Origin of the sequence: Micrococcus sp. HG099 (genome assembly GCF_024723355.1) — a bacterium.
GTDB lineage: Bacteria > Actinomycetota > Actinomycetes > Actinomycetales > Micrococcaceae > Micrococcus > Micrococcus endophyticus.
In genome coordinates, this window is the sequence record NZ_JANQCJ010000148.1 from 1 (window position 1) to 4,469 (window position 4,469).

Consider the following 4,469-nt stretch of genomic DNA (forward strand, 5'->3'; position numbering starts at 1 on the left):
GCACTCCGCGCCCCGCTCCGGCTCCCCCGCCGATCCGACCCCCGGCACCCCGGACGGCGCGGCCGCCGACGCCTCCGCGCACCCCGCGCCCGCCGCGGGGGACGGGACCGCCGCGCGCCGCCGTCGTCGTGGGAAGCGAGCGGACAAGCCCGTGCAGTACCGCCGCGGCTGGTTCATCCCCGTGTTCACGGCCCTGCTGGCGCTCACGCTCGGCGTGGTGCTGGCCTGGGGCTACCTGTGGACGCAGACCCAGTACTACGTGGGGGCCAACGACGGCCGGATCGCCGTGTTCAAGGGCGTCTCCCAGCGGCTGGGTCCGCTCGAGCTGTCCCACGTGGACCGGCAGACCGACCTCCCGGTGGACGCGCTGCCCGCGTACGCACGCGACCGCGTGAACGCCGGCATGGCCGCCCGAGACGTGGACCATGCGGAGCAGATCGTCGCCGAGCTGCGCGACTCGCTGCACCCGGACGCCCCCGCCCCGGCCGGTGAGCCCTCCGAGCGGGCCCAGCCGAGCACGACGCCGTCGTCGTCCTCCGCCCGCCCCTCGGACGCGTCCGGCTCCGCCGCGCCGACGAGCCCGACGGCGTCCCCGAGCGCGACGGGAGGTGAGGCCCCGTGACCGAGGTGATCTCCCCCGCACGCCCGCGCCGGAACATCGAACTGGTCCTGCTGCTGGCCGCCCTGGCCATCGCCCTGGGGGCGGACCTGCTGGGCACGATCGGCACGGACGCCGCGCTGGACTCCACCGCCTGGGTGCCGCTGGGCATCTTCGGCGCCGCCACCCTCGTGCTACACGTGGTCCTGCGGCTGCGCGCCCCCTACGCGGACCCGTTCATGCTCCCGATCACCGCCCTGCTCAACGGGATGGGCCTGGCCATGATCCACCGGCTGAGCCAGGACGCCGCGATGGCCAACCCCACCTCCCAGCTCGTGTGGTCCGTCCTGGCCATCGTGGTGGCCTCCGCCCTGGTGTTCCTGGTGCGCGACCACCGGGTGCTGCGGCGCTGGCCCTATCTGTTCCTCGCCGCGTCCGGCGTGCTGCTGCTCCTGCCGCTCGTGCCCGGGCTGGGCCTGAGCATGTACGGGGCGCGGATCTGGATCGACGTCGGATTCGGCACCTTCCAGCCCGGCGAGATCGCCAAGATCACGCTGGCCATCTTCTTCGCCGGACACCTCTCGGCGAACCGCGACCTGATCCTGCTGGCCGGCCGCCGCGTCGGCCCGGTGACCTTCCCCCGTGCCCGGGATCTGGGCCCGTTGCTGGCCGGCTGGCTCCTGGCGCTCGGCGTGCTCGTGTTCCAGCGCGACCTGGGCTCGGCCCTGCTGTTCTTCGGCATGTTCATGGCGATGCTCTACATCGCCACGTCCCGCGCCTCCTGGATCCTCCTCGGCCTGGGCCTGATCGCCGTCGGCGCGGCACTGGCGTTCCTGTTCATGCCGCACGTGACCGCCCGGTTCGAGATATGGCTGAGGGCCTTCGACCCCGAGATCTACCATCGGGACTTCGGCGGCTCCTACCAGGTGGTCCAGGGCCTGTTCGCGATGGCCTCGGGCGGGCTGATGGGCACCGGCCTCGGTGCGGGCAACCCCACCCAGGTGCCGCTGTCCTTCTCGGACATGATCCTCACGGCCATCGGCGAGGAGCTCGGCTTCGTGGGCCTGGCCGCCGTGCTCGTCCTGTACTTCCTGCTCGTCACCCGCATGATGCGCGCCGCCCTCGGCGTGCGCGACGCGTTCGGCAAGGTGCTCGCCTCCGGCCTGGCCTTCACCATGGCGTGGCAGGTGTTCGTGGTGATGGGCGGCGTGACCCTCGTGCTGCCGCTCACCGGCCTCACGACGCCGTTCCTCGCTGCCGGCGGCTCGTCGCTGCTGGCCAACTGGATCATCGTGGGGCTCGTGCTGCGCATCTCGAACGCCGCCCGCCGCCCCGTGGTCGTGGACGGGATGGTCAATGCCTCCGGGCCAGGCGCCGGCCACCTCGACCCCGGCACGGCGCTCCCGGCGGCCGCCGTGCCCATGACAGGAGGTGAGGCGCGGTGAACGAGGCGATCCGACGCACGTGGACCGTCATGGCGGCCATGATCCTGGTGCTCGCGCTGGCCGCGTCCGTCATCCAGGTGCTGGCCGCGGACCAGCTCAAGACGCACGCCCTGAACTCGCGGCAGATGTTCCTGGAGTTCGGCGCCCCGCGCGGGCCGATCCTCGTGGACGGCGAGCCGATCGCCGAGTCCGTCCCCTCCGACGACGCGTACCACTACCAGCGCGTCTACCACGATCCCGAGCTGTACGCCCCGCTCACGGGCTTCTATTCGCTCACCTACGGCACCGACGGGCTGGAGGCGGCCATGAACGAGCAGCTCTCCGGCACCCCCACGTCCCAGTTCGTGGACCGCGCCATGGAGATCATCACGGGTGCCACACCTGAGGGTGACCAGGTGGAGCTGACGATCGACCCCGAGCTGCAGCGTGTGGCGTACGACGCGCTCCCGGACGGCGTGCGCGCCTCCGCCGTGGTCACGGACCCGACGACGGGCGAGATCCTGGCCATGGTGTCGAAGCCGGGCTTCGACTCCAACGCGCTCTCCTCGCACAGTGCGACCGAAGCGCAGTCGGCCATGGCCGCGATCGACCAGATCCCCGGCGCCAGCGCGTACCGCAACCGCGCCGCGGAACAGCTCGTGTCCCCCGGCTCCACCTTCAAGCTGATCGACGCGGTGGCCATGCTCGAGTCCGGTGACTACACCCCGGACGGGACGGTGGACATCCCCGCCGCGTGGACGCTGCCCGGCACGACCACGGAGCTGCCCAACTACGACGGCTCACCGTGCAACACCGTGGGGCGTCAGACCCTCACATGGGCGCTGGCGCAGTCCTGCAACACCCCGTTCGCCATGGCCGCCGTCGAGCTGGGCCAGGACCGGATCCGGGAGGTCGCGGAGCGGTTCGGCTTCAACGACTCCTTCGACTACCCGCTGCCCGTGACCGCCTCCGTGTTCCCCTCCGACCTGGACGACGCCGCGCTGGCGCAGTCGTCGATCGGCCAGCGGGACGTGCAGGCCACGGCGCTGCAGATGGCCATGGTGGCCGCCGGCATCGCGAACGACGGCGTGGTCATGGAGCCGCAGCTGATCAAGGCGGTCCGCCGGCCGGACCTGACCACGGTGGAGGAGTTCAGCCCCCGTGAGCGCGGCCGGGCCACGACCCCCGAGGTGGCCGGGCAGGTGTCGGACATGATGGTCTCGGCGGTGGAGGACGGCATCCTGGGATCCGTGCAGTCGGACACGGTGCGGATCGCGGCCAAGTCGGGCACGGCCGAGGTGGGGGACACGGGCAACGTGCACTCCTGGATCACCGGCTTCGACGCGAGTGAGAACCCGCGGGCGGCCGTGACGATCGTGGTGGAGGACGAGCCGCCGGGGATCGGGCATCAGACAATCGTCAGTGGCATGAAGGCAATCATGGAAGCGGTGGTCACGGAATGAGGCCGACATCGGGCATCACCCTCGGCGGCAGGTACCAGCTGACCGATCGCATCGCGATCGGCGGCATGGGCGAGGTGTGGAAGGCCCGGGACAAGGTCCTGGGCCGGATCACCGCCGTGAAGATCCTCAAGGAGGAGTACACGGGTGACCCCAACTTCCTGCGCCGCTTCCGGGCGGAGGCCCAGCACACCGCGCTGCTGAACCACCCCGGCGTCGCCAACGTCTACGACTACGGCGAGGAGAAGGGCTCCGCCTACCTCGTCATGGAGCTCGTGCCGGGCCAGCCCCTGTCCGCGATCCTGGAGAAGGAGAAGGTGCTCTCCCCGGAGCGCACCCTGCGGATCATCGCGCAGACGGCGGCCGCGCTCTCCGCCGCCCACGCGCAGGGGCTCGTGCACCGCGACGTGAAGCCCGGCAACCTGATGATCACGCCCACGGGGCGGGTCAAGGTGACGGACTTCGGCATCGCCCGCCTGGCGGACCAGGTGCCGCTCACCGCCACCGGCCAGGTCATGGGCACCGCCCAGTACCTCGCGCCGGAGCAGGCCACGGGACAGCAGGCCACGGGCTCCTCCGACCTCTACTCGCTGGGCATCATCGGCTACGAGGCCCTCGCCGGGCACCGCCCGTTCACGGGCGAGTCGCAGATCGCGATCGCCCTGGCGCAGGTCAACGACGCCCCGCCGCCGCTGCCCTCGACCGTGCCCGCGCCGGTGCGCGCCCTGATCATGTGCATGCTCTCGAAGGACCCGAAGGAGCGCCCCACGGACGCCACCGCGGCCGCCGAGGCCGCAGAGGCGCTGCGCCGCAAGGACACCCGCGCCGCGGTGGAGGCCGTCCCGGGCCTGGCCGCGTTCCTCGCCGCGGAGGGCGTGGCCGACCCCTCGGGCGCCGAGACCGCGCCCCTGGACTACGACGGCATGCGCACCGCCCACCCCCGCCCCGAAGGCACCCGCGCGGACGGCACCCCGGCCACCGCGGCCC

3 protein-coding genes and 1 pseudogene are annotated in these 4,469 nt (G+C 72.2%); all 4 read left to right on the top strand.

Annotated elements, in window-relative coordinates; translation table 11 throughout:
• Positions 1-622, top strand: a pseudogene (locus tag NWP10_RS10520) (serine/threonine-protein phosphatase); the annotation flags it as partial.
• Positions 619-2,043, top strand: a complete 1,425-nt coding sequence (locus tag NWP10_RS10525) for an FtsW/RodA/SpoVE family cell cycle protein (RefSeq protein WP_017487967.1) — start codon at positions 619-621, stop codon at positions 2,041-2,043. The pseudogene NWP10_RS10520 and the gene NWP10_RS10525, both read left to right, overlap by 4 nt.
• Entirely contained in the window at positions 2,040-3,485 is a 1,446-nt protein-coding gene (locus tag NWP10_RS10530) for a penicillin-binding protein 2 (protein WP_017487966.1), read from the top strand. The genes NWP10_RS10525 and NWP10_RS10530 overlap by 4 nt, the downstream gene beginning before the upstream one ends.
• Positions 3,482-4,469 (top strand): protein kinase (locus NWP10_RS10535; RefSeq protein ID WP_258300867.1); only part of this gene is annotated, 988 nt, incomplete at its 3' end. The genes NWP10_RS10530 and NWP10_RS10535, both read left to right, overlap by 4 nt.